Source organism: Escherichia sp. E.sYA108, assembly GCF_011754335.1.
Lineage (GTDB): Bacteria > Pseudomonadota > Gammaproteobacteria > Enterobacterales > Enterobacteriaceae > Escherichia > Escherichia coli.
Genome location: NZ_JAAQVZ010000001.1, coordinates 3607705 through 3632952, shown reverse-complemented (window position 1 = coordinate 3632952; position 25248 = coordinate 3607705). Strand labels below are relative to the sequence as shown.

The following is a 25248-nucleotide window of genomic DNA, read 5'->3' as shown; positions in this document are numbered from 1 at the left end:
AGTGAAAGAGTGCTTTCGGATAAATCTCAGTTCCTGTTAGAATGCTATGTACATCGTTGTGCTTTACGGACTAAAACCTCAGGTTTCACTACATGTCATCACTGAATATTAAACAGGGAAGTGAAGCTCATTTTCCCGAGTATCCTCTGGCGTCGCCCAGTAATAATGAAATTGATTTACTTAATCTAATCGAGGTTTTATGGCGGGCAAAAAAAACGGTCATGGCGGTCGTTTTTGCGTTTGCCTGCGCAGGCTTGCTGATCTCTTTCATCCTGCCGCAAAAATGGACTAGCGCGGCGGTTGTCACGCCTCCAGAACCTGTTCAGTGGCAAGAGCTGGAGAAAACATTCACTAAGCTTCGTGTGCTGGATCTGGATATCAAAATTGATCGTACAGAAGCATTTAACCTGTTTATCAAGAAATTTCAGTCTGTTAGCTTGCTTGAGGAGTACCTGCGTTCATCACCTTATGTGATGGATCAATTAAAAGAAGCGAAAATCGACCCACTGGATCTGCATCGCGCCATTGTTGCATTGAGCGAAAAAATGAAAGCGGTTGATGACAATGCCAGTAAGAAAAAAGATGAGTCTGCATTGTATACTTCCTGGACGCTAAGTTTCACCGCACCCACCAGTGAAGAGGCACAGAAAGTGTTGGCCGGGTATATCGATTATATCTCTGCGTTGGTGGTGAAAGAGTCGATAGAAAACGTCCGTAATAAACTGGAGATCAAAACCCAGTTTGAAAAAGAAAAACTGGCTCAGGATCGCATTAAAACGAAAAATCAACTTGATGCAAACATTCAGCGCCTCAATTATTCACTTGACATTGCCAACGCGGCAGGAATTAAAAAGCCCGTATACAGTAATGGTCAGGCCGTTAAAGATGACCCCGATTTCTCTATTTCTCTCGGTGCAGACGGTATTGAACGCAAACTGGAAATTGAAAAAGCAGTCACTGACGTTGCGGAATTGAACGGTGAATTACGTAATCGTCAGTATCTAGTCGAGCAATTAACAAAAACAAATATCAACGATGTGAATTTTACACCGTTTAAATATCAGTTGCGTCCGTCATTACCCGTAAAAAAAGACGGTCAGGGTAAGGCGATTATTGTGATCCTTTCTGCGTTGGTCGGCGGGATGGTGGCTTGTGGTGGTGTGTTGTTGCGTCATGCGATGGCATCCAGAAAACAGGATGCCATGATGGCAGACCACTTAGTTTAAATCTTTGCGGTTGAAGGTGCCGTTCGTCCGAGCGGCACCACGAGCGGCGTTCCGGCAACCGGATCGTCAATAATCATGCAGCGCAGACCATAAATGCGCTCGATCAGTTCAGCAGTGACAATCTCCTTCGGTGCTCCCTGAGCAACAATTTTCCCTTCCCGCAATGCAATCAAATGGCTGGCGTAACGACAGGCCTGATTAAGATCGTGCAGCACCGCCGCCAGGGTATAGCCTTTCTCGCGGTTCAGTTCGCTTAACAGTTCCAGCAAATCAATCTGATGACTGATATCCAGCCAGGTCGTGGGTTCATCGAGCAGCATAATTGCCGTTTCCTGGGCCAGCACCATCGCGATCCACGCTCGCTGGCGTTGTCCGCCAGAAAGGGTGTCCACGCTTTGATCCGCCAGATGAGTTATTCCCGTGGCCTGCATCGCTTTTGTTACCGCGTCTTCATCTTCTTTGCGCCAGCGGGTAAACAGCGGTTGATGCGGGTAACGCCCACGCGCCACCAGCTCCTGCACGGTGATATCGCCCGGTGTGGTAGCATTTTGCGCCAACAGACCAATCCGGCGTGCAACCTCTTTACTGGCGTAATGTTGAATGTGCTCGCCATCCAGCCAGACATGCCCGTGAGCAGGCGTCATCAGGCGGCTTAAGGTACGCAGTAACGTGGATTTACCGCAGCCATTTGGCCCGATAATTGCCGTGAAGTGACCATCAGGTATTTCTACAGTCAGATTTTCCGCAACGGTATATTTGCCATATCCGAGGGTTAACTGTTCGCCGCGCAAACGGGCTACTGATTCGGTCATTTTTTGCGAGACTCCTGAATTAACAAGACGATAAGGTAAATACCGCCGAGGCTGACGGTAACGACGCCAACCGGAAGTTGATACGGCATAAACAGTTGTTGGGCGCAGAGATCGGCCACCAGCAGTAACAACGCCCCGCACAGCGCCGCCTGGGTCAGCCCCCAGCGAGCGGTGCCACTGATGCGGCGGGCAATGTGTGGCGCGACTAAAGCAATAAAGGAAATTGGCCCCGCCAGGGCAGTGGCAGCTGCGGTAAGCACTACGGCGACCAGCATCATTAACAGTCGCGAACGTTCGACGCTGACGCCCAGCGCACATGCGGTATCATCGCCCATTTCCAGCAAGCGCATTCGCCGCACCAGCAAGGCGGCGGCAATTAACATTAATATAATGATGGGTGCGGAAGGCGAGGTTTTTGCCCACGTCAGGCCATTGAGCGATCCGGCATTCCACAAACCCGCTGTTAGCGCCGTTTCTAAAGACGCTTTCAGCAACAGCCAGGTATTAAAGGCCACCAGCATGGCGCGAACACCGATACCGATAATAATCAACCGAAAGGTGTCGATACCGTTACGCCAGGCGAGCAGCCAGACCAACAGCGAAGTGACAATGCCGCCCACCATTGCTGCCAGCGCGATAGCCGTCAGGTCCTGACCAAACAGCACCATCGCCACCAGCACGCCGCTCCACGCCCCGGTGTTAAAGCCCATTACGTCAGGGCTGCCGAGCGGGTTACGCATCAGCGACTGAAAAATCGCGCCGCTGACGCCCAGCGCCGCGCCAATCAACAGCGCCATCAGCACGCGTGGTAAACGCCATTCGGTGACCACCATCGTCATACTGCGCGGCGTGTCGCCCATCAACGCGGCGAATACCTGCGAAGTTTCCAGCGTGACGGCACCGCTACGTAATCCCCACACGCCTGCCATCACACAAGCTATTAGCAACAGCAGACAGGTGATAATTAATCGGCGAGAGACGTAAATCATGCGCCACCTCGCGTTTTACGTCGTACGAGGAAGATCAGCACTGGTGCGCCAATAAAGGCACTGACTACAGAAACGCGCAGTTCGCCGGGAACAATCACCCGCCCAATGATATCGGCAAACAGCAGCAGGGCAGGGGTAGCGAGTAGCGTGACGGGCAGCGACCAGCGATGATCGGCACCTACCAGCCAGCGCGCCATGTGCGGCATCATCAGGCCAATAAAGGCAATCGGGCCAACTACCGCCGTCGCACTACCACAAAGCACGGTAATTGCCAGCAGACCAATCAACTGTGTGCGCGCTACGCGACTGCCCAGTGCCGTCGCGGTGTCACTGCCAAGGCTTAAACTGTTCAGCGCGCGGCTCAGTAATAGCGCAGTTGCTCCAGCGGTAAGCACCGGGATCAGCACCACTTTTAAGGTATGTAGATTGCGAATATCCAGCGAACCGGCTTGCCAGAAACGCAGTTGATCGTAGACGTCAGGATTAAGCAGGGCGATGCCGCTGGTCAGCCCTTCCAGCACCGCCGCCAGCGCCACGCCCGCCAGGGTTAAACGCACCGGACTTAACTGCCCGCCGCCCTGGCTGCCGGTAAAGGCAACAATCAACGAGGCCACCAGCGCCCCGGCGAAGGCCATCGCCAGTTGTTCCTGTGCGGAAGAGTAACCAAACAGCGCCGCACCCAGCACAATGGCAAAACTGGCACCGGCGTTCACGCCAAGCAAACCAGGATCGGCAAGTGGGTTTCGGGTGAGGGTTTGCATTAACGCCCCGGCAAGGCCAAGCGCACCGCCTGCCAGTAAACCGGCAAGGGTGCGCGGCAGTCGTGCGTCGAGCACGATGGTGCAGTCGGCGCTCTGGCAGGTGCCGGAGAAGGCCTCCAGCACTACGGAAGCGGGGAGTGATTTTGCCCCAATGAGCAGGCTTAATGCCGTCGCGATAATCAGTAATAACAGCAATCCGGGCACGGCAATGGCGCGTGTCACGGCAACAGAACCAGACATACGAACTTCCATGATAATGAAATTAATTATCGTTATCGATCTTATTTGGATATGTTAGCATGTGCAGCCTAAGAATAGGTATTTAAAATATTTGATGGCAAGGCATTGTAATGAATAAACAATCCTGGCTGCTTAACCTCAGCCTGTTGAAAACGCACCCGGCGTTTCGCGCAGTATTCCTCGCTCGTTTTATCTCAATTGTTTCTCTGGGTTTGCTCGGCGTCGCGGTGCCGGTGCAGATCCAGATGATGACGCATTCCACCTGGCAGGTGGGGCTTTCGGTGACGCTGACCGGCGGCGCGATGTTTGTTGGCCTGATGGTCGGCGGTGTGCTGGCGGATCGCTATGAGCGTAAAAAAGTGATTTTGCTGGCGCGCGGCACCTGTGGCATTGGCTTCATTGGACTGTGCCTGAACGCGCTGCTGCCGGAGCCGTCATTGCTGGCAATCTATTTACTTGGTTTATGGGATGGTTTTTTCGCATCACTTGGCGTTACGGCGCTACTGGCGGCGACACCTGCACTGGTAGGGCGTGAAAACTTAATGCAGGCCGGGGCGATCACCATGTTGACCGTGCGCCTGGGGTCGGTGATTTCGCCCATGATTGGCGGTTTACTGCTGGCGACTGGCGGTGTGGCCTGGAACTACGGGCTGGCGGCGGCGGGCACGTTTATTACCTTGCTACCGTTGTTAAGCCTTCCGGCGTTACCACCACCACCGCAGCCGCGTGAGCATCCGTTGAAATCATTACTGGCAGGATTTCGTTTTCTACTCGCCAGCCCGCTGGTGGGAGGGATTGCGTTGCTGGGGGGTTTATTGACGATGGCGAGCGCGGTGCGGGTACTGTATCCGGCGCTGGCTGACAACTGGCAGATGTCGGCGGCGCAAATTGGCTTTCTCTATGCGGCAATCCCGCTCGGTGCGGCTATTGGCGCGTTAACCAGTGGAAAACTGGCGCATAGCGTACGGCCAGGTCTGTTGATGTTGCTCTCCACATTGGGGGCGTTCCTCGCCATTGGTCTGTTTGGCCTGATGCCGATGTGGATTTTAGGCGTGGTTTGTCTGGCACTGTTCGGCTGGCTGAGTGCGGTTAGTTCGTTGCTGCAATATACAATGCTGCAAACGCAAACCCCGGAAGCGATGTTAGGGCGGATTAACGGTTTGTGGACGGCGCAAAACGTGACGGGCGATGCCATAGGCGCGGCGCTGCTGGGCGGTTTGGGAGCGATGATGACACCGGTTGCTTCCGCAAGCGCGAGCGGTTTTGGTTTGTTGATTATCGGCGTGTTGTTGTTGCTGGTGCTGGTGGAGTTGCGACGTTTTCGCCAGACGCCGCCGCAGGTGACAGCGTCCGACAGTTAATGCTTAAAACAGCGCCTTAAGTCTATCCAGCACTTGCATGGCGCTGTAGTAATCCAGACGGAACGTCTCGGTTCCCAGCGCATAAACCTGCTTGTTTTGTACTGCAGGCAGGTGCGCGAGCAGCGGATTAGCATAAATAGCATCGGCGTCTTTCTGATCACCGGCGAACAGGAATAGTGACTCGCCATTTAACCCTGCAGCCAGATTTTCTCCACCAAGCTGAATGATGTCATGGCGTTTGCCCTGGCTTTGGCTGGCGTTTAACCCTGCGGGCAACTTCGCCAGCGTAAAGCCGAGTTGTTCCAGCATCTGCCCTTGTGCTGATTCCGGCGTCCAGAGATTGGCACTGTGTGCAGCGGCGGTATAGACGATGGCAGTGACCGGCTGCGGCGGTAATTTGATTTGCTCTTTCGCCGCCGCCAGTTGCTTATCAAACTGTGCAATCCGCTCTGCCGCTTGTTTCTCATGCCCGGTAATTTCGCCAAGCTGCGTTAACAGCGACTGCCAGCTTTTGTCGTCGTAATTGATGATTAATGTTGGGGCGATGGTAGAAAGCTGATCGTACAGCGCCAGCGCCGAATCGCCGCCGGTTGCGCTAATTAAAATCAGATCCGGCATTTGCGCGGCAACGGCTTCTGCACTCGGTTCGCCGATATAGAGCCGTTGCAGTTTGCGTTCTTTCGCCACCTTGCTCCACTGGCGTAAAAAGCCCTGGTCATCCGCGACGCGGTTATTTGGCGTGGTCGCGCCGCTGGCGATCACCGGAGCATCAATCGCCAGCAGTGAGCCGGTCAGGGTGACGCTGGTGGAAACTATACGCTGCGGCTGGCTTTCCAGGGTATGAGTGCCACGGCTGTCAGTAATCTGACGCGGCCAGTCGGCGGCCTGAACTGCGGCTATTCCTGAAAGCAAAAGTCCTGTTAATAGAAGGGCGTTGCGGTAGAGCGGGGCGAGTCTCACAAGTCAGCTTCCTGTTATTAATGAAGTTAATGCTTCTCATTTTCATTGTAACCACAACCAGATGCAACCCCGAGTTGCAGATTGCGTTACCTCAAGAGTTGACATAGTGCGCGTTTGCTTTTAGGTTAGCGACCGAAAATATAAATGATAATCATTATTAAAGCCTTTATCATTTTGTGGAGGATGATATGGATACGTCACTGGCTGAGGAAGTACAGCAGACCATGGCAACACTTGCGCCCAATCGCTTTTTCTTTATGTCGCCGTACCGCAGTTTTACGACGTCAGGATGTTTCGCCCGCTTCGATGAACCGGCTGTGAACGGGGATTCGCCCGACAGTCCCTTCCAGCAAAAACTCGCCGCGTTGTTTGCCGATGCCAAAGCGCAGGGCATCAAAAATCCGGTGATGGTCGGGGCGATTCCCTTCGATCCACGTCAGCCTTCGTCGCTGTATATACCTGAATCCTGGCAGTCGTTCTCCCGTCAGGAAAAACAAGCTTCCGCACGCCGTTTCACCCGCAGCCAGTCGCTGAACGTGGTGGAACGTCAGGCCATTCCGGAACAAACCACGTTTGAACAGATGGTTGCCCGTGCTGCCGCACTTACCGCCACGCCGCAGGTCGACAAAGTGGTGTTGTCACGGTTGATTGATATCACTACTGACGCCGCCATTGATAGTGGCGTATTGCTGGAACGGTTGATTGCGCAAAACCCGGTTAGTTACAACTTCCATGTTCCGTTGGCTGATGGTGGCGTTCTGCTGGGGGCCAGCCCGGAACTGCTGCTACGTAAAGACGGCGAGCGTTTTAGCTCCATTCCGTTAGCCGGTTCCGCGCGTCGTCAGCCGGATGAAGTGCTCGATCGCGAAGCGGGTAATCGTCTGCTGGCGTCAGAAAAAGATCGCCATGAACATGAACTGGTGACTCAGGCGATGAAAGAGGTACTGCGCAAACGCAGTAGTGAGTTACACGTTACCTCCTCTCCACAATTGATTACCACGCCGACGCTGTGGCATCTCGCAACTCCCTTTGAAGGTAAAGCGAATTCGCAAGAAAACGCACTGACTTTGGCTTGTCTGCTGCATCCGACCCCCGCGCTGAGCGGTTTCCCGCATCAGGCCGCGACTCAGGTTATTGCTGAACTGGAGCCGTTCGACCGCGAACTGTTTGGCGGCATTGTGGGTTGGTGTGACAGCGAAGGTAACGGTGAATGGGTGGTGACCATCCGCTGCGCGAAGCTGCGGGAAAATCAGGTGCGTCTGTTTGCCGGAGCGGGGATTGTGCCTGCGTCCTCACCGTTGGGTGAGTGGCGCGAAACAGGCGTCAAACTTTCTACCATGTTGAACGTTTTTGGATTGCATTAAGGAGCGAGGATGAGCATTCCATTCACCCGCTGGCCGGAAGAGTTTGCCCGTCGCTATCGGGAAAAAGGCTACTGGCAGGATTTGCCGCTGACCGACATTCTGACCCGTCATGCCGCAAGCGACAGCATCGCGGTCATCGACGGCGAGCGGCAGTTGAGTTACCGGGAGCTGAATCAGGCGGCGGATAACCTCGCCTGTAGTTTGCGCCGTCAGGGCATTAAACCTGGTGAAACCGCGCTGGTACAACTGGGTAACGTCGCTGAACTTTACATTACCTTTTTCGCGCTGCTGAAACTGGGCGTTGCGCCGGTGCTGGCGCTGTTCAGCCATCAGCGTAGTGAACTGAACGCCTATGCCAGCCAGATTGAACCGGCGTTACTGATTGCCGATCGCCAACATGCGCTATTTAGCGGGGATGATTTCCTCAACACATTTGTTGCAGAGCATTCTTCGATTCGCGTGGTGCAGCTGCTCAACGACAGCGGTGAGCATAACTTGCAGGATGCGATTAACCATCCGGCTGAGGATTTTACTGCCACGCCATCTCCTGCTGATGAAGTGGCCTATTTCCAGCTTTCCGGCGGCACCACCGGCACTCCGAAACTGATCCCGCGCACTCATAACGACTACTACTACAGCGTGCGTCGTAGCGTCGAGATTTGTCAGTTCACACAACAGACGCGCTACCTGTGCGCGATCCCGGCGGCTCATAACTACGCCATGAGTTCACCGGGATCGTTGGGGGTATTTCTCGCTGGCGGCACTGTCGTTCTGGCTGCCGACCCCAGCGCCACGTTTTGCTTCCCATTGATTGAAAAACATCAGGTGAACGTCACCGCGCTGGTGCCGCCAGCAGTCAGCCTGTGGTTGCAGGCACTGGCTGGAGGCGAAAGCCGGGCGCAGCTTGCCTCGCTGAAACTGTTACAGGTCGGCGGCGCCCGTCTTTCTGCCACCCTTGCGGCGCGTATTCCCGCTGAGATTGGCTGTCAGTTGCAGCAGGTGTTTGGCATGGCGGAAGGGCTGGTGAACTACACCCGTCTTGATGATAGTGCGGAGAAAATTATCCATACCCAGGGTTACCCAATGTGCCCGGACGATGAAGTATGGGTTGCCGATGCCGAAGGAAATCCACTGCCGCAAGGGGAAGTTGGACGCCTGATGACGCGCGGGCCGTACACCTTCCGTGGCTATTACAAAAGCCCGCAGCACAATGCCAGCGCCTTTGATGCTAACGGTTTTTACTGTTCCGGCGATCTGATCTCTATTGATCCAGAGGGTTACATCACTGTGCAGGGGCGCGAGAAAGATCAGATCAACCGTGGCGGCGAGAAGATCGCTGCCGAAGAGATCGAAAACCTGCTGCTGCGCCATCCGGCGGTGATCTACGCCGCACTGGTGAGCATGGAAGATGAGCTGATGGGCGAAAAAAGCTGTGCTTATCTGGTGGTAAAAGAGCCGCTGCGCGCGGTGCAGGTGCGTCGTTTCCTGCGTGAACAGGGTATTGCCGAATTTAAATTACCGGATCGCGTGGAGTGTGTAGATTCACTTCCGCTGACGGCGGTCGGGAAAGTCGATAAAAAACAATTACGTCAGTGGCTGGCGTCACGCACATCAGCCTGAAGGAGAGAACACGATGGCTATTCCAAAATTACAGGCTTACGCACTGCCGGAGTCTCACGATATTCCGCAGAATAAAGTCGACTGGGCCTTTGAACCGCAACGTGCCGCGTTGTTAATCCATGATATGCAGGACTATTTTGTCAGCTTCTGGGGTGAGAACTGCCCGATGATGGAGCAGGTGATCGCGAATATTGCGGCACTACGCGACTACTGCAAACAGCACAATATCCCGGTTTATTACACCGCCCAGCCGAAAGAGCAGAGCGATGAAGATCGGGCGCTGTTGAATGATATGTGGGGGCCTGGCCTGACCCGTTCGCCGGAACAGCAAAAGGTGGTGGATCGCCTGACGCCAGATGCCGACGACACGGTGCTGGTGAAATGGCGCTACAGCGCGTTTCATCGTTCCCCGCTGGAGCAAATGCTCAAAGAGAGTGGACGTAACCAGCTGATTATTACCGGGGTATATGCCCACATTGGCTGTATGACCACCGCAACGGACGCATTTATGCGCGATATTAAACCGTTTATGGTGGCGGATGCGCTGGCCGATTTCAGCCGTGACGAGCATTTGATGTCGCTGAAATATGTGGCCGGACGTTCTGGTCGGGTGGTGATGACCGAAGAATTGCTGCCAGCACCTATCCCCGCCAGCAAAGCGGAGCTGCGTGAGGTGATCCTGCCGTTGCTGGACGAGTCCGATGAACCCTTCGATGACGACAACCTGATCGACTACGGTCTGGATTCGGTGCGCATGATGGCGCTGGCGGCGCGCTGGCGCAAAGTGCATGGTGATATCGACTTTGTCATGCTGGCGAAAAACCCGACCATCGACGCCTGGTGGAAGCTACTCTCCCGCGAGGTGAAATAATGGATTTCAGCGGTAAAAATGTCTGGGTAACTGGCGCGGGGAAAGGTATCGGCTATGCCACGGCGATGGCATTTGTTGAGGCGGGGGCGAAAGTTACAGGTTTTGATCAAGCGTTTACTCAGGAGCAATATCCTTTTGCGACCGAAGTAATGGATGTTGCCGATGCTGCGCAGGTGGCGCAGGTATGTCAGCGACTGTTAGCTGAAACGGAGCGACTGGACGTGCTGGTCAATGCGGCGGGAATTTTGCGCATGGGTGCGACCGATCAGCTCAGTAAAGAGGACTGGCAGCAGACTTTTGCGGTCAACGTCGGCGGTGCGTTTAACCTGTTTCAGCAGACCATGAACCAGTTTCGCCATCAGCGGGGCGGGGCGATTGTTACTGTTGCGTCCGACGCCGCACACACGCCGCGCATTGGCATGAGTGCTTATGGCGCATCGAAAGCGGCGCTGAAAAGCCTGGCGTTGAGCGTCGGGCTGGAACTGGCGGGTAGCGGCGTGCGCTGTAATGTGGTTTCGCCGGGCTCCACCGACACTGATATGCAACGCACGCTGTGGGTGAGCGATGACGCCGAAGAGCAGCGTATTCGCGGCTTTGGCGAGCAGTTTAAACTCGGCATTCCGCTAGGGAAAATCGCCCGTCCGCAGGAGATCGCCAACACGATTTTGTTCCTCGCCTCTGACCTCGCCAGCCATATTACCCTACAGGATATTGTGGTCGATGGCGGCTCAACGCTGGGGGCATAAGCATGATCTGGAAACGCCATTTAACGCTCGACGAGCTGAACGCCACCAGCGATAACACAATGGTGGCGCATCTGGGAATTGTGTATACCCGTCTGGGCGATGATGTACTCGAAGCCGAAATGCCGGTTGATACCCGTACTCATCAGCCGTTTGGCCTGCTGCATGGCGGCGCGTCGGCGGCGCTGGCGGAAACGCTGGGATCGATGGCCGGATTTATGATGACCCGCGACGGACAGTGTGTGGTGGGCACGGAACTTAACGCCACACATCATCGCCCGGTGTCTGAGGGAAAGGTGCGCGGTGTCTGCCAGCCGCTGCATCTTGGACGACAAAATCAGAGCTGGGAAATCGTCGTTTTCGATGAACAGGGGCGGCGTTGCTGCACCTGTCGGCTGGGCACAGCGGTTTTGGGATGAACCCGACAGAATAAAATGAGATTGCAGGAAAATTCGGTTAACGGAGTGATCGAGTTAACATTGTTAAGTTAAATATTGGTTTCAACTCCGATTTGCATGGTTGCTGTGTTGTTAAATTGTACAAAGATGTTATAGAAACAAAATGTAACATCTCTATGGACACGCACACGGATAACAACTATGAACAAATCAGGGAAATACCTCGTCTGGACAGTGCTCTCTGTAATGGGAGCATTTGCTCTGGGATACATTGCTTTAAATCGTGGGGAACAGATCAACGCGCTGTGGATTGTGGTGGCGTCGGTCTGTATCTATCTGATCGCTTACCGTTTTTATGGGCTGTATATCGCCAAAAATGTGCTGGCGGTTGACCCGACGCGTATGACGCCAGCGGTGCGCCATAACGACGGGCTGGACTATGTGCCGACGGACAAAAAAGTGCTGTTCGGTCACCATTTTGCGGCCATTGCCGGAGCAGGTCCGTTGGTTGGGCCGGTACTGGCGGCGCAAATGGGTTACCTGCCAGGGATGATCTGGCTGCTCGCAGGGGTGGTTCTCGCCGGTGCGGTGCAGGATTTCATGGTGCTGTTTGTTTCCACGCGCCGTGACGGTCGCTCGCTGGGTGAGCTGGTCAAAGAAGAGATGGGGCCAACCGCCGGGGTGATAGCGCTGGTGGCCTGCTTTATGATCATGGTCATTATCCTTGCCGTGCTGGCGATGATCGTGGTTAAAGCCCTGACTCATAGCCCGTGGGGAACGTATACCGTTGCGTTCACCATTCCGCTGGCGCTGTTTATGGGGATCTACCTGCGCTATTTGCGTCCGGGGCGTATTGGCGAAGTGTCGGTGATTGGTCTGGTGTTCCTTATTTTCGCCATTATCTCTGGCGGCTGGGTGGCAGAAAGCCCGACGTGGGCACCGTACTTTGACTTTACCGGCGTGCAGCTGACCTGGATGCTGGTGGGTTACGGTTTTGTGGCGGCGGTGCTGCCGGTGTGGTTGCTGCTGGCTCCGCGTGACTACCTCTCAACCTTCCTGAAAATCGGGACTATCGTCGGTCTGGCGGTGGGCATTTTGATTATGCGCCCGACGCTGACCATGCCTGCGCTAACTAAATTTGTCGATGGCACTGGCCCGGTATGGACCGGTAACCTGTTCCCGTTCCTGTTTATCACCATCGCCTGTGGCGCGGTGTCTGGCTTCCATGCACTGATCTCTTCCGGCACTACACCGAAGATGCTGGCGAACGAAGGGCAGGCGTGCTTTATCGGCTACGGTGGGATGTTGATGGAATCCTTCGTGGCGATTATGGCGCTGGTTTCCGCCTGTATCATCGATCCGGGTGTGTACTTCGCCATGAACAGCCCGATGGCGGTGCTGGCTCCGGCAGGGACGGCGGATGTGGTTGCTTCTGCCGCGCAGGTGGTGAGTAGCTGGGGCTTTGCGATTACCCCGGATACGCTAAACCAGATTGCCAGCGAAGTGGGTGAACAGTCGATCATTTCCCGTGCGGGCGGAGCGCCGACCCTGGCGGTGGGGATGGCCTACATTCTGCACGGTGCGCTGGGCGGCATGATGGATGTGGCGTTCTGGTATCACTTCGCCATTCTGTTTGAAGCACTGTTTATTCTGACGGCGGTGGATGCGGGTACGCGTGCTGCGCGCTTTATGTTGCAGGATCTGCTGGGCGTGGTGTCTCCGGGCCTGAAACGGACCGATTCACTGCCTGCTAACCTGCTGGCAACGGCGCTGTGCGTGCTGGCGTGGGGCTACTTCCTGCATCAGGGCGTGGTCGATCCGCTGGGCGGTATTAACACTCTGTGGCCGCTGTTTGGTATTGCCAACCAGATGCTGGCAGGGATGGCGCTGATGCTCTGTGCCGTGGTGCTGTTCAAAATGAAACGTCAACGTTATGCCTGGGTGGCACTGGTACCAACGGCCTGGCTGCTGATTTGTACCCTGACCGCAGGCTGGCAGAAAGCGTTTAGCCCGGATGCGAAAGTCGGCTTCCTGGCCATTGCTAATAAGTTCCAGGCAATGATCGACAGCGGCAATATTCCGTCGCAGTATACTGAGTCACAGCTGGCGCAACTGGTGTTCAACAACCGTCTGGATGCCGGGTTAACCATCTTCTTTATGGTGGTCGTGGTGGTTCTGGCACTGTTCTCGATTAAGACGGCACTGGCGGCATTGAAAGAGCCGAAGCCAACGGCGAAAGAAACGCCGTATGAGCCGATGCCGGAAAATGTCGAGGAGATCGTGGCGCAGGCGAAAGGCGCGCACTAAAGTCAGAGTGAGGGGGAATGTGCTGAGCGTTCCCCTTACTCTCAGCCCGAGCGTGTTGATAGCAGTTAAGCCCTCTTAATTCAGGAGGGCATTTGTATTACTGGAGGTTTAGATGTTTGATTCACTGGCAAAAGCCGGAAAATATTTAGGTCAGGCGGCGAAACTGATGATTGGTATGCCTGATTACGACAACTATGTCGAACATATGCGGGTTAACCATCCCGATCAAACGCCGATGACCTACGAAGAGTTTTTCCGTGAGCGGCAGGACGCGCGCTACGGTGGAAAAGGCGGCGCGCGCTGCTGCTAAATATGTACGTCAGGCTTTAAACGATTCCACTTTTTCGAACGCTGCACGCAACGTATCTGGTGTCAGCGTGACCGGCAGGTAATGAATGGATTCCACCGGACGCAAGGTGTGGGCAATCACTTTGTCGATCTCCGCCTGATTATTGATATCCACTTCCAGCTCCGCCAGCGTAGTCGGCAGATGAAAACGCTGATACGCTCCAGTTAATTGCGCCAGCACATCATCCTGACCCAGCAAGGCGCTTTGCACCAGAATTCCGTAGGCGACTTTGGTGCCGTGGAGAAACTTCTCGGTTTGCGGCAGCACGGTCAGACCGTTATGCACGGCATGAGCTGCCGCCACACGCGTAAAACGATCGCCCAGACCACCAACCATCCCACCACCAGCAATAATGGCATCCACCACATCGCAAAATGATTGCGTTAACTGGTGATTTTGCTGATCGCTCAGCGCCTGTTCGCTACTGTTTAACAAGACGTCGCGAATAGCCTGCGCATTATTGATCCCTAGCCGCACGGTTAGCGGCAACGTTTCTGGTTGCGGGGCCAGCACCACCGCTTCATACCATTTCGCCAGCGTGTCACCGATCCCCGCCAGCAGATATTGTTGCGGCGCGTTGAGGATAATCTCCGGTTCCACCAGCACCATAAAATTGGCGTCGTCGAAAATCTCATAATGCAGCGCTTGTCCGGCATCGTTATACCAGACAGAGAGCGGTGTCCAGGCGGCGCAGGTAGCGGCGATCGTCGGAACGGTAACAAACGGCAGACCGAGACGGCGGGCGAGGGCTTTCGCGGTGTCGAGTAGTGCGCCGCCGCCGACGCCAATCACCACGCTGCGATCGTCACCGGACTCCGCCGCCAGTTGTTGCACATCGCTTTCGCTGCAATGACCACGAAACAAAATATGCTTTACCCCTGGCAGTTCAAACGCAGGCGGCAGTTTGGTTTGTGCCGCAGCAATGGCGCGTTCGCCGTAGATCCACACCGCGCGAGAAAGTTGTTCATCAGTGAAAAAATCGTGCAGGTGATTGAAACTTCCGGGATGTGAAAAGTAGTTAGCCGGGCCGACGACCACGCGGATAGGATTGTGAGGCATGTTGTGTTGTCCTTATTGTTTTATTTAGACATCTAAACGTCTTGATTGCCAAATACTAGCATCGTGTTATAGTGCCTTCAACACGCAACTTCGTCAGGTACAATAAAAATGACAAATAACCCTCTGATTCCACAAAGCAAACTTCCACAACTTGGCACCACTATTTTCACCCGGATGAGCGCGCTGGCGCAGCAACACCAGGCGATTAACCTTTCGCAAGGCTTTCCTGATTTTGATGGTCCGCGCTATTTACAGGAGCGGCTGGCGTACCACGTTGCCCAGGGGGCAAACCAATACGCGCCCATGACCGGCGTGCAGGCCTTGCGCGAGGCGATTGCTCAGAAAACGGAACGTCTGTATGGCTATCAACCGGATGTCGACAGCAATATCACCGTGACGGCAGGGGCGACGGAGGCGTTATACGCGGCGATAACCGCATTGGTGCGCAATGGCGACGAAGTGATTTGTTTTGATCCCAGCTATGACAGTTACGCCCCCGCCATCGCACTTTCGGGGGGAATAGTGAAACGTATTGCACTGCAACCGCCGCATTTTCGCGTTGACTGGCAGGAATTTGCCGCATTGTTAAGCGAGCGCACCCGACTGGTGATCCTCAACACCCCGCATAACCCCAGTGCAACTGTCTGGCAGCAGACTGATTTCGCCGCTCTGTGGCAGGCGATCGCCGGGCACGAGATTTTTGTCATTAGCGATGAAGTCTACGAGCACATCAATTTTTCACAACAGGGCCATGCCAGCGTGCTGGCGCATCCGCAATTGCGTGAGCGAGCGGTGGCGGTGTCATCGTTTGGCAAGACCTATCATATGACCGGCTGGAAAGTGGGTTATTGCGTTGCGCCTGCGCCCATCAGCGCCGAGATCCGCAAAGTGCATCAGTATCTGACCTTTTCGGTGAATACCCCGGCACAGTTGGCGCTTGCCGATATGCTACGTGCAGAACCTGAGCATTATCTTGCGTTACCGGACTTTTATCGCCAGAAGCGCGATATTCTGGTGAATGCCTTAAATGAAAGTCGGCTGGAGATTTTACCGTGCGAAGGTACATACTTTTTGCTGGTGGATTACAGCGCCGTATCTACGCTGGATGATGTTGAGTTTTGCCAGTGGCTGACGCGGGAGCACGGCGTAGCGGCGATTCCGCTGTCGGTGTTTTGCGCCGATCCCTTCCCACATAAACTGATTCGTCTCTGTTTTGCCAAGAAGGAATCGACGTTGCTGGCAGCAGCAGAACGCCTGCGCCAGCTGTAGTTATTTAACCGTCCAGGCGCGGGAAAATTGACGGTCGGCAAACAACTCTTGCAGGCCGTTAATTTGCTTCAGGCGCAACACTTCGTCGCTGTCCATTCCCAGCTCTTTGCCAATTTTATTATCGTCCCATCCCAACTGGCTGAGTTCTCGGACGATTTCTGACATGGCAGTGATTTGGTGACGTCCACGAGCGCGATTATGACGAATAGTCGCGGCGATGCGTTGATTACGCGTACCTTCCAGACAGGTCACCGGCAAATAACCTTTTAAGCGTAATTTTAACGATGATGAGCCTTTACCAATTTCATGGCGGTGAAAACCATCCACGATTTCCAGAGCATTTTTATCCGTATGCGTGACTACAATGGGTTGGGTAAAACCATCTATTTCAATGGATTTTTTCAGCAGTTTTTTTTCGGGTGGTGCCACGTTGTTTGGGTTGTAATCATTAGGCATAAGTTGGCTGTTTTTAACCCACAGAACGCAATCCACTGGCTCTTCACGAAAGGGGCTAACCTGATGGATCGCCATGCGGATTTCATTAATCGCTTTGATGCGATCATCTTCCGGCAAGCTGGCGAGAAATTGGGTTAAATCCTGCGTTAATCGTTGTTGCATAGTATCCCCCATTCCTGACGTTTTCCTTTTATCCGTTCGTTATAACGCTGATAGTTCTTCGCTTTCGTAGGACTAAATGATAATGCCCGGCACCAGTAATCGTTATTGAGTAAAACTTTGCATATTCGCCGCCAGGAGGGGATATCTTTCGCGCCAATGTCCCCGTGCTGGGTCTGTGGCACCTCGACACCTTTTTTCTGATACCAATGCAAGTAAATGGCAATTTTGTTGCGGTAATGCTCAGCGGTTTTCTCCGGCATGCTATCAAGCAGCAATAATGCATACTCTTGCCAGTCTAAATGCTCTGGTTTGAGGATTTTCCGATGACCATAAAAATGATTGTCATGTCCGGCGTAAATGCCGCCACTTTTTACCCCGCTGACTCGTGCGCACATAGCAGCCCAGCGATCCGGTTCGATAACGTGATAGAGCCATAATCCTTGTCGTTGCTCCGGGCCAAAAGGTTCGCAAATTCGCATATGACGCAGAGGGACGCCTGCCTGATACATTATATTATACAGTGGGTTACAGAGCTGTTGATGGTTAGCATACCAGGTCCAGATATCAGCCACTTTCCAGTCGTAGATGGGGTAAATGTACCAGCTATGACCGCCTGGTGCGGCAGTAGTCCAGGGCTTATCATCGGCAAAACGTTGTTTATTTAAACTGGCGATGGCGACAAAACGGTTGAAGGACTCATCTGCACGGATGCCGATCATCATCGCCGCCGGACGTTTTTGTGAAAACCATTCAGCAAACTCACGCACAAATTGTTCGAAGGTCATGCCAGGCTGGTAAAAGGAGAAAAAGTCAGGATCGGTTATCGCATCTTGCGGGGGCTGACGCACCCATTCGACATCAGGTTCCCAGCACTGCCATTCGGGTTGGTATTGAGAAAGGGAATTTTGCGTCGTAAGCGGGAGCGCAACCCAGTAAAACTCTTCGATGACATCGGCGTAAAACTCACGTAATGACTGAACATAGTTAATAGTGCATGAGAACTGCGCTTCCCAGTCGATAAACAAAACGCAGATTTTTTTGCCCATTTGTCGGGCAATTTCGGCTGTCAGATGCAGCATTAATCCGGAATCTTTACCACCCGAAAAAGAAACACAGATACGGGGTAGGGTATTAAGTGTCCAGGTAATACGTTCTTTTGCAGCTTCCAGAATATTCAGTGGAAGCGGGATTTTATAAATAGACATCTAAAAACGCTCTCTGAACGTTACGGGGTGATTCGTGAGATGAATCCGCTAATTATAGGATAAACGAAGCAAGATAGAGCACATTATTTTATATTCACACAATGAATTAATTGATGCGTAATATATTATTTGTCAGTGGTAATGAATCAGAAGCTATCATTTAAACGATCTATGAATCGGGAGAAGACAAGGTTGTTCAACGAAGCCTTGTTATAGGATATATAAAGTTTAACCGCAGGAAGAGGTTGTTCCAGTTTTATTTCTTTTAACTTCAAAAAGTCACGATGTAAATCGTACAGTTCGGTGGGCACAATGCCTAATAAGTCAGTAACAGAAATACTATTAATTATAGTCATCAAAGAAGAACTGCGAAATGAAACTTTACGGTTCATAAAACGTTCATCTATGTCCATTTGAATTTCGTCAATCCCTGCTGATTTAGATATCAACAGGGTGAATTCTTCGGCGATAATTTGTTCATAGTTACTGGTATCAGTAATACGAGGATGTTTGTTGCTACATATAAGGGAATTGCGAATAGTGTGTAACGGCATGCAGATGACAGAGCGACTAATTACTGGTTGCAGCGTAATTGCCAGGTCAGTTTTGCGTTGAACCAACAGTTCTTCGGCATTTTCAGCTGAAAGCAGTATGTCATGGCATTCTATATCGATTGAAGTATCTTGTCTAAGACAGCGGATTAGCATGTTGTTATTAGTACAAGAAATAAGCTGAGGACCGTAGATAATAAAATTTTTCTTTAGTTCAGACTTATTAACGATATTGATCGTTTGTTCAAGGCCTCTGAGATTTTTCTCAAGATGGTGATGCAGGTTTAACCCTGTTGTAGTCGGCGCGATACCTTTCCCTGAGCGAATGAATAACGGGTCATTAAATTGCGCACGTAAACGTTGTAACGACTGACTAACAGCAGAGGGCGTTATATATAATGATTCTGCCGCTTTACTAATGCTGAGATGTTGATAAATACATTCAAATATGACCAGTAAATTGAGGTCAAATTTTTTTAGATCATAAAGATTAGCCATAACATACTCCGTTGTATTGTCTCTTCCATAAATCATTCACTTGTTCAATAATGTTGTTGTATTTATATGTATTATGTTTTTCTGCTTAACTTTGGATTAAGATTTTCTAAAATAGCATAGCTGTCAGGTGGGTTACGAGCAATTCATGCGTTTTTAGGATGGTTGAAAAGCAGAGAGAGATTTCAACCATCGATGAATTATATTCTATTTATTCCCCATAATGATATTAAGTGTTTTCTGATCGGGTAATCCGACGGCTTGTTGCAGGGTATTTTCCTTACTCATGTAATAGATAGCTGGTGTGACATTTGCCCCCAGATCGTCCATGAGTTTCTCGTTGTCGCTTAACACTTTCATTTGCTCTGTGCTTACGTTTGCAGGCACGCTTAGCTTAAGCTTGCCACCAGAGGCTTCATATTGTTGCCAGGTTTTTGCGGGATCTTTGGAGGCAAGAATTGCCGCTGCTGTCGCCGGGCTTTCTGGCTTGATAACCCCAACCAACAATGTTCTCAATTGCACTTTGCCAGAATCTACCCACGGACGAGCCTGCTGCCAGAACTGTTTACAATATGGGCAGAACGGATCGGCGAAGACGTAGACAATGACCGGCGCGTCTTTTTTACCGTCGAGGAGCCAGTGGGATTGTTCCATCCGTTGCCACATTTCACGTCCGGCGGGTGCGTAAATTTCTTTTTCGATAAGCGTGTTACTCAGGTTTTCACCTTTTTCGTTGTACATGTAACCAGAGATAGCGTGCTTACCATCTGGAGTCAGGTAGATGGTGACGCCCATATCCTGATACTTACCGAGATAACCTTTCATTCCTCCAGGGGCATCGAACGTTTTGATGATTGTAATACCCTGTTTTTCAATCGCTTTTACTGGGGCAGGAAGTTCCTCTGCGAAGGCGATTGCAGGAAGCAGAGCCAGTAAAAGTATCTTTTTTAACATTAATTTGTCCTTTTCAGTCAGTGCAAAAGTCGAGTAAAAGGCATAACCTATCACTGTCATAGGTAAGAGCTTAGATCAGGTGATTGCCCTTTGTTTATGAGGGTGTTGTAATCCATGTCGTTGTTGCATTTGTAAGGGCAACACCTCAGCCTGCAGGCAGGCGCTGAAGATACCAAAGGGTAGTTCAGATTACACGGTCACCTGGAAAAGGGGCCATTTTACTTTTTATCGCCGCTGGCGGTGCAAAGTTCACAAAGTTGTCTTACGAAGGTTGTAAGGTAAAACTTATCGATTTGATAATGGAAACGGATTAGCCGAATCGGCAAAAATTGGTTACCTTACATCTCATCGAAAACACGGAGGAAGTATAGATGTCCTTGATTAACACCAAAATTAAACCTTTTAAAAACCAGGCATTCAAAAACGGCGAATTCATCGAAATCACCGAAAAAGATACCGAAGGCCGCTGGAGCGTCTTCTTCTTCTACCCGGCTGACTTTACTTTCGTATGCCCGACCGAACTGGGTGACGTTGCTGACCATTACGAAGAATTGCAGAAACTGGGCGTAGACGTATACGCAGTATCTACCGATACTCACTTCACCCACAAAGCATGGCACAGCAGCTCTGAAACCATCGCTAAAATCAAATATGCGATGATCGGCGACCCGACTGGCGCCCTGACCCGTAACTTCGACAACATGCGTGAAGATGAAGGTCTGGCTGACCGTGCGACCTTCGTTGTTGACCCGCAGGGTATCATCCAGGCAATCGAAGTTACCGCTGAAGGCATTGGCCGTGACGCGTCTGACCTGCTGCGTAAAATCAAAGCAGCACAGTACGTAGCTTCTCACCCAGGTGAAGTTTGCCCGGCTAAATGGAAAGAAGGTGAAGCAACTCTGGCTCCGTCTCTGGACCTGGTTGGTAAAATCTAAATTTCCTTTGTCTTTCGCGCTACTAACTCCGGCGCGAGATACTTCGGAAATTCACCTAATTCTTCGGGTGCTGCGGCACCCGATTTTCTTCCCCGCACCATGATGCAAGCTGCATCCAGCTAGCCGCAGAGGCCGCTTGCATGATGATGTTTAAAGCCCAGGAGATAAACATGCTCGACACAAATATGAAAACTCAACTCAAGGCTTACCTTGAGAAATTGACCAAGCCTGTTGAGTTAATTGCCACGCTGGATGACAGCGCTAAATCGGCAGAAATCAAGGAACTGTTGGCTGAAATCGCAGAACTGTCAGACAAAGTCACCTTTAAAGAAGATAACAGCTTGCCGGTGCGTAAGCCGTCTTTCCTGATCACCAACCCAGGTTCCAACCAGGGACCACGTTTTGCAGGTTCCCCGCTGGGCCACGAGTTCACCTCTCTGGTACTGGCGTTGTTGTGGACCGGTGGTCATCCGTCGAAAGAAGCGCAGTCTCTGCTGGAGCAGATTCGCCATATTGACGGTGATTTTGAATTCGAAACCTATTACTCGCTCTCTTGCCACAACTGCCCGGATGTGGTGCAGGCGCTGAACCTGATGAGCGTACTGAACCCGCGCATCAAGCACACTGCAATTGACGGCGGCACCTTCCAGAACGAAATTACCGATCGCAACGTGATGGGTGTTCCGGCAGTGTTCGTAAACGGGAAAGAGTTTGGTCAGGGCCGCATGACGTTGACTGAAATCGTCGCCAAAATTGATACTGGCGCGGAAAAACGTGCGGCAGAAGAGCTGAACAAGCGTGATGCTTATGACGTATTAATCGTTGGTTCCGGCCCGGCGGGTGCAGCGGCAGCAATTTACTCCGCACGTAAAGGCATCCGTACCGGTCTGATGGGCGAACGTTTTGGTGGTCAGATCCTCGATACCGTTGATATCGAAAACTACATTTCTGTACCGAAGACCGAAGGCCAGAAACTGGCAGGTGCGCTGAAAGTTCATGTTGATGAATACGACGTTGATGTGATCGACAGCCAGAGCGCGAGCAAACTGATCCCGGCAGCGGTTGAAGGCGGCCTGCATCAGATTGAAACAGCTTCTGGCGCGGTACTGAAAGCACGCAGCATTATCGTGGCGACTGGTGCAAAATGGCGCAACATGAACGTTCCTGGCGAAGATCAGTATCGCACCAAAGGCGTGACCTACTGCCCGCACTGCGACGGCCCGCTGTTTAAAGGCAAACGCGTAGCGGTTATCGGCGGCGGTAACTCCGGCGTGGAAGCGGCAATTGACCTGGCGGGTATCGTTGAGCACGTAACGCTGCTGGAATTTGCGCCAGAAATGAAAGCCGACCAGGTTCTGCAGGACAAACTACGCAGCCTGAAAAACGTCGACATTATTCTGAATGCGCAAACCACGGAAGTGAAAGGCGACGGTAGCAAAGTCGTAGGTCTGGAATATCGCGATCGTGTCAGCGGCAATATTCACAACATCGAACTGGCCGGTATTTTCGTCCAGATTGGTCTGCTGCCGAACACCAACTGGCTGGAAGGCGCAGTCGAACGTAATCGCATGGGCGAGATTATCATTGATGCGAAATGCGAAACCAACGTCAAAGGCGTGTTCGCAGCGGGTGACTGTACGACGGTTCCGTACAAGCAGATCATCATCGCCACTGGCGAAGGTGCCAAAGCCTCTCTGAGTGCTTTTGACTACCTGATTCGCACCAAAACTGCATAAGAAGAAGTAAGATTCACCTGTAATTGCTTAGCCGCCGGGGTCAAACCTGGCGGCTTTTTTATTGCATTAAAAAGCCCTGCAGGGATGGCTCCGGGCAGGGCGGGAGACTTATTCTGGCAATTAACGCACAACCAGCACCGGCAAATTGGCGTGGCGGATTACGCTCGAGGCGTTAGAACCCAACAGATGAGTTGAAATTGATGGGTTACGCGAACCAATCACTACTACATCTGCATCAAGTTCTTTCGCTAACTCGTTAACTTCATCCCGCACACTACCAAAACGGACATGTTGCTTAATGCGGGAAGGATCGATGGTGAAGTGGCTGACCATCGTTTGCAGACGTTCTTCTGCTTCATGTTGCAGATGCTCTTCAAAACGACGTACATCAGCGGCAAAACGGTGCAGGCTCAGGCTGGCTGACCCCGGTAGTACGTGAAGTAGATGAATAACTCCGTCATCCTGGGCGAGGAATTCAGCGTGGCGAATCGCTTTGTCGCTCAATTCCATTTCGAAAACATCCACTGGCATGATGATTGTTTTGTACATAAGCATTCTCTCCTTGTTTTTGCATGTATACATAACAGCACATTATTGGTTATGAATCTATAATTTGCGAGGCTGATTTGATCTGAATTTGCTATTGAGCTGGAAAATAAATAAAAACCAGGCGCTACCAGCGTTGTTCAAGGTATAGCACTGCAGCAACAATAATTGCTGCTATGAATATATAAAATGCAGTGATACCGAGAGCTTCGCTCATATGAGGTTCCGCAGATGAATAACCAGTTCAGATTAGAATGCTGCGCTTAAGAGCAAAATGATAAATCTGGTTGATATTTGAGCGGAAAGAGGATGCGAGTGCATCCTCTGGGCAAAGCGAGTTATCGCTTGTGCAGATGGGATTAAAGCAGGTAATCGCCAGCAGCTTCTGGCTGGTATTCGAGTTCCAGCACTTCAAGGTGGGTTGCAACGCCGCCCGGCAGTTCCCAGTGAATGGAATCGCCAACGCGCAGCCCCAGCAGTGCGGCACCTACCGGAGCCATAACGGAAAGCTGAGTATTGCTGTCGGTCATTTTTGCCGGATACACCAGCGTGCGCACACGCACTTCGCCATCGCTAAGATTGCGGAATTTAACCCGGCTGTTCATTGTCACCACGTCGTGTGGCATCTCTTCTGGCGAACACATTTGGGCGCGATCCAACTCTGCGTTTAACGCGTCGGCGATTGGCAAACCAGCATAGGCGGGTTGCTCCAGCAGAATATCGATGCGTTCGGCATCCAGGTCGTTAATGATGATAGTTGGTCTGGACATTTTTACTCCATGTCGTCGGTACTGCGAGTGTCGCAGATAAACATACCCAAAAGAAAACCCTCACCGTCAGGCGGCGAGGGTTTAACTCACATGATGATACTGACTGTTGCTCACTCTTTGAAGTGATTTGCGTCACATTCAGGGAATTCCTCAATGTAGCGCATTATGTATAAATCTTAATCGTCATGGTTTATGGAAGACGAATTAGCGTGTTTTGTAAATCAGAGGATTAATAACCTGCTTTATCAATCACAAAGGTTTTGCCACAGTTGCCTGGGTGTGGTTGTGGCAAGAATGAGTTGGCAGAAAGCGGAGCGTTGATGGCGTCAGCTTTGATCGAGATCTGAATTTCAGTCAAATACGCAGGGTTACCCTGGCACGTTAGCTTAACTGCTTTCACGTTCTCTTTTCCCCAGCTTTTGGCAAAGGCGGCATCAAAGTCACGGCGGCTCACTGTTTTACCGTAGTTATCCGCAAGGAATTTTCCGGCTTCGCTCTCTTTAATTTCTTGATTCAGGCGTACCATCGTGCCGAAGTATGCGTCTGGATCAAAACCAAAGCAGGCACCGTGTTTGGCATATTCGTAGCGTTCCAGGCAGGAACGTCCGCCAGCTCCTGGCATGACTTCACTTAGTTTAGCGGCCGTTTCCAGTGATAACCCGGTTTCCGGCGATGAACACATTCGGCTGGCGCGCGCTTCTGGTAGATTCGGGATTGGGCGAGTAGCGCAACCGAAGCGCATCCAGCGGCGTTCATCAACACCACGGGCAGCAACCGATTTAGGCAATCCTGGCCACAGACCATGTACGGTCAGAAAATCAGCTTTGTTGGTCGTTTCGGTTTGCAGGCGACATTCATCTCGTTCGTTACGATTTCGATCGTGTTGACTCTGGCAAAATCCGGTTTGCCAGGAGAGGGCCAGGACATAGCGATCAAAATCGCCATACTGTTTTGCCTGCAACGCCACGGCGTTGGCAGAAGAGAAGGGAAGCAGAGAAACCGCGAGCAACGCGGCGTTACGCCAGAATGCTTTCATAATGGGTGTGGAACTCATACATACACTGAATATTATCTATTAAATCATAAAAAAGCCCGCCTGGTGGGCTTAC

General features: G+C 52.0%; 25 protein-coding genes. 12 read left to right on the top strand and 13 right to left on the bottom strand.

All coding sequences use genetic code 11. From position 1 onward, the window contains the following. Positions 1-92 precede the first annotated feature (92 nt). The gene (gene wzz(fepE) / locus HBM92_RS17520; protein ID WP_000096764.1) at positions 93-1226 is read left to right on the top strand and encodes an LPS O-antigen length regulator Wzz(fepE); all 1134 of its coding nucleotides are present in this window, start codon (positions 93-95) and stop codon (positions 1224-1226) included. Here the strand turns inward: wzz(fepE) and fepC are convergent. The 3 genes from fepC to fepD are packed head-to-tail and all read right to left on the bottom strand — an operon-like array spanning position 1223 to position 4028. After that, positions 1223-2038 carry an iron-enterobactin ABC transporter ATP-binding protein gene (gene fepC / locus HBM92_RS17515; RefSeq protein ID WP_000140634.1) on the bottom strand — a complete coding sequence of 272 codons (816 nt, stop codon included), beginning with the start codon at positions 2036-2038 and terminating at the stop codon, positions 1223-1225. The genes wzz(fepE) and fepC overlap by 4 nt on opposite strands. Then, the gene (gene fepG / locus HBM92_RS17510; protein WP_000640938.1) at positions 2035-3027 is read right to left on the bottom strand and encodes an iron-enterobactin ABC transporter permease; all 993 of its coding nucleotides are present in this window, start codon (positions 3025-3027) and stop codon (positions 2035-2037) included. Before fepG ends, fepC begins: the two co-directional genes overlap by 4 nt. Beyond that, positions 3024-4028: a Fe(3+)-siderophore ABC transporter permease gene (gene fepD / locus HBM92_RS17505; protein WP_001443194.1), complete on the bottom strand. Its 1005-nt coding sequence runs from the start codon at positions 4026-4028 to the stop codon at positions 3024-3026. The genes fepG and fepD overlap by 4 nt, the downstream gene beginning before the upstream one ends. 110 nt (positions 4029-4138) lie before the next feature. Here fepD and entS point away from each other — a divergent pair, with 110 nt between their 5' ends. Beyond that, positions 4139-5389 carry an enterobactin transporter EntS gene (gene entS, locus HBM92_RS17500; protein WP_001041793.1) on the top strand — a complete coding sequence of 417 codons (1251 nt, stop codon included), beginning with the start codon at positions 4139-4141 and terminating at the stop codon, positions 5387-5389. Between the two features lie 3 nt (positions 5390-5392). On the opposite strand, the gene fepB is transcribed toward entS, so the two are convergent. After that, the gene (fepB, locus tag HBM92_RS17495) at positions 5393-6349 is read right to left on the bottom strand and encodes a Fe2+-enterobactin ABC transporter substrate-binding protein (protein WP_001234311.1); all 957 of its coding nucleotides are present in this window, start codon (positions 6347-6349) and stop codon (positions 5393-5395) included. A gap of 188 nt (positions 6350-6537) precedes the next feature. On the opposite strand from fepB, the gene entC reads away from it, so the two are divergent. The 7 genes from entC to HBM92_RS17460 all read left to right on the top strand — a co-directional run bounded on the left by entC (position 6538) and on the right by HBM92_RS17460 (position 13962). Beyond that, complete coding sequence (gene entC / locus HBM92_RS17490; protein WP_001336900.1) at positions 6538-7713, top strand: isochorismate synthase EntC; 1176 nt, start codon at positions 6538-6540, stop codon at positions 7711-7713. 9 nt (positions 7714-7722) lie between these two features. Beyond that, positions 7723-9333, top strand: a complete 1611-nt coding sequence (gene entE, locus HBM92_RS17485; protein ID WP_000026784.1) for a (2,3-dihydroxybenzoyl)adenylate synthase EntE — start codon at positions 7723-7725, stop codon at positions 9331-9333. A 13-nt stretch (positions 9334-9346) separates the two neighbouring features. Next, the gene (gene entB, locus HBM92_RS17480) at positions 9347-10204 is read left to right on the top strand and encodes an enterobactin biosynthesis bifunctional isochorismatase/aryl carrier protein EntB (RefSeq protein WP_001007140.1); all 858 of its coding nucleotides are present in this window, start codon (positions 9347-9349) and stop codon (positions 10202-10204) included. After that, positions 10204-10950, top strand: coding sequence for a 2,3-dihydro-2,3-dihydroxybenzoate dehydrogenase EntA (entA, locus tag HBM92_RS17475; RefSeq protein ID WP_000347672.1), 747 nt, complete (start codon positions 10204-10206; stop codon positions 10948-10950). The genes entB and entA overlap by 1 nt, the downstream gene beginning before the upstream one ends. Before the next feature lie 2 nt (positions 10951-10952). Continuing rightward, a complete protein-coding gene (entH, locus tag HBM92_RS17470) occupies positions 10953-11366 on the top strand; it encodes a proofreading thioesterase EntH (RefSeq protein ID WP_000637953.1) in 414 nt (137 codons plus the stop codon). A gap of 180 nt (positions 11367-11546) precedes the next feature. Next, on the top strand, positions 11547-13652 hold the full coding sequence (gene cstA / locus HBM92_RS17465) for a pyruvate/proton symporter CstA (protein WP_001043146.1): 2106 nt from the start codon (positions 11547-11549) through the stop codon (positions 13650-13652). 112 nt (positions 13653-13764) lie between these two features. Beyond that, complete coding sequence (locus HBM92_RS17460) at positions 13765-13962, top strand: YbdD/YjiX family protein (protein ID WP_000460431.1); 198 nt, start codon at positions 13765-13767, stop codon at positions 13960-13962. Between the two features lie 9 nt (positions 13963-13971). Here HBM92_RS17460 and hcxA read toward each other — a convergent pair whose 3' ends face one another. Continuing rightward, the gene (hcxA, locus tag HBM92_RS17455) at positions 13972-15060 is read right to left on the bottom strand and encodes a hydroxycarboxylate dehydrogenase HcxA (RefSeq protein WP_001120427.1); all 1089 of its coding nucleotides are present in this window, start codon (positions 15058-15060) and stop codon (positions 13972-13974) included. 108 nt (positions 15061-15168) lie between these two features. Between hcxA and ybdL the strand changes: the two genes are divergently transcribed. After that, the gene (ybdL, locus tag HBM92_RS17450; RefSeq protein WP_000183964.1) at positions 15169-16329 is read left to right on the top strand and encodes a methionine-oxo-acid transaminase; all 1161 of its coding nucleotides are present in this window, start codon (positions 15169-15171) and stop codon (positions 16327-16329) included. Here ybdL and HBM92_RS17445 read toward each other — a convergent pair whose 3' ends face one another. From HBM92_RS17445 to dsbG, 4 genes are all read right to left on the bottom strand, one after another. Further along, complete coding sequence (locus HBM92_RS17445; protein WP_000502940.1) at positions 16330-16959, bottom strand: IbrB-like domain-containing protein; 630 nt, start codon at positions 16957-16959, stop codon at positions 16330-16332. After that, positions 16932-18152, bottom strand: coding sequence for a phosphoadenosine phosphosulfate reductase (locus HBM92_RS17440; RefSeq protein WP_000029769.1), 1221 nt, complete (start codon positions 18150-18152; stop codon positions 16932-16934). The genes HBM92_RS17445 and HBM92_RS17440 overlap by 28 nt, the downstream gene beginning before the upstream one ends. Before the next feature lie 146 nt (positions 18153-18298). Further along, a complete protein-coding gene (citR, locus tag HBM92_RS17435; RefSeq protein ID WP_001298334.1) occupies positions 18299-19201 on the bottom strand; it encodes a DNA-binding transcriptional repressor CitR in 903 nt (300 codons plus the stop codon). Between the two features lie 204 nt (positions 19202-19405). Continuing rightward, positions 19406-20152, bottom strand: a complete 747-nt coding sequence (dsbG, locus tag HBM92_RS17430; RefSeq protein ID WP_001339332.1) for a thiol:disulfide interchange protein DsbG — start codon at positions 20150-20152, stop codon at positions 19406-19408. Positions 20153-20523: 371 nt separating this feature from the next. Here dsbG and ahpC point away from each other — a divergent pair, with 371 nt between their 5' ends. Beyond that, entirely contained in the window at positions 20524-21087 is a 564-nt protein-coding gene (gene ahpC / locus HBM92_RS17425; protein ID WP_000052796.1) for an alkyl hydroperoxide reductase subunit C, read from the top strand. Positions 21088-21257: 170 nt separating this feature from the next. After that, positions 21258-22823, top strand: coding sequence for an alkyl hydroperoxide reductase subunit F (ahpF, locus tag HBM92_RS17420; RefSeq protein WP_001313644.1), 1566 nt, complete (start codon positions 21258-21260; stop codon positions 22821-22823). Positions 22824-22943: 120 nt separating this feature from the next. Here ahpF and uspG read toward each other — a convergent pair whose 3' ends face one another. The 4 genes from uspG to rna all read right to left on the bottom strand — a co-directional run bounded on the left by uspG (position 22944) and on the right by rna (position 25175). Next, positions 22944-23372 (bottom strand): universal stress protein UspG, encoded by a 429-nt coding sequence (gene uspG / locus HBM92_RS17415; RefSeq protein WP_001295855.1) that lies wholly within the window; start codon positions 23370-23372, stop codon positions 22944-22946. Between the two features lie 124 nt (positions 23373-23496). After that, positions 23497-23586 carry a small membrane protein YldA gene (yldA, locus tag HBM92_RS25905; RefSeq protein ID WP_001287361.1) on the bottom strand — a complete coding sequence of 30 codons (90 nt, stop codon included), beginning with the start codon at positions 23584-23586 and terminating at the stop codon, positions 23497-23499. Between the two features lie 142 nt (positions 23587-23728). After that, on the bottom strand, positions 23729-24139 hold the full coding sequence (gene rnk, locus HBM92_RS17410; protein WP_000089731.1) for a nucleoside diphosphate kinase regulator: 411 nt from the start codon (positions 24137-24139) through the stop codon (positions 23729-23731). Positions 24140-24368: 229 nt separating this feature from the next. Then, positions 24369-25175: a ribonuclease I gene (gene rna / locus HBM92_RS17405; protein ID WP_001295857.1), complete on the bottom strand. Its 807-nt coding sequence runs from the start codon at positions 25173-25175 to the stop codon at positions 24369-24371. Positions 25176-25248: the final 73 nt, after the last annotated feature.